This window comes from Monashia sp. HAY1-5C (assembly GCF_056755255.1).
This window is the reverse complement of record NZ_JBPGXG010000282.1, coordinates 1-559: the sequence shown is the minus strand read 5'-3', so window position 1 is coordinate 559 and position 559 is coordinate 1. Positions and strand designations below refer to the sequence as shown.

The 559-nt window shown below is 58.1% G+C and carries 1 rRNA gene; it reads left to right on the top strand.

The annotated features are described in order from the left end of the window. Nucleotides 1-530 (top strand): 16S ribosomal RNA (locus tag ACR9ZK_RS21660); the annotation flags it as partial. Nucleotides 531-559: the final 29 nt, after the last annotated feature.

Sequence of the window (559 nt, the reverse complement as noted above, 5' to 3'; positions counted from 1 at the left end):
GTCTTCGGACTGGTGTACAGGTGGTGCATGGTTGTCGTCAGCTCGTGTCGTGAGATGTTGGGTTAAGTCCCGCAACGAGCGCAACCCTCGTTCTATGTTGCCAGCACGTGATGGTGGGGACTCATAGGAGACTGCCGGGGTCAACTCGGAGGAAGGTGGGGATGACGTCAAATCATCATGCCCCTTATGTCTTGGGCTTCACGCATGCTACAATGGCCGGTACAAAGGGTGGCGAAGCCGTGAGGTGGAGCGAATCCCAAAAAACCGGTCTCAGTTCGGATTGGGGTCTGCAACTCGACCCCATGAAGTCGGAGTCGCTAGTAATCGCAGATCAGCAACGCTGCGGTGAATACGTTCCCGGGCCTTGTACACACCGCCCGTCAAGTCACGAAAGTCGGTAACACCCGAAGCCGGTGGCCCAACCTAAGCCCTTGTGGTGGTGGGGGGAGCCGTCGAAGGTGGGACTGGCGATTGGGACTAAGTCGTAACAAGGTAGCCGTACCGGAAGGTGCGGCTGGATCACCTCCTTTCTAAGGAGCAGCTTCGCTGCCGGGCCCGT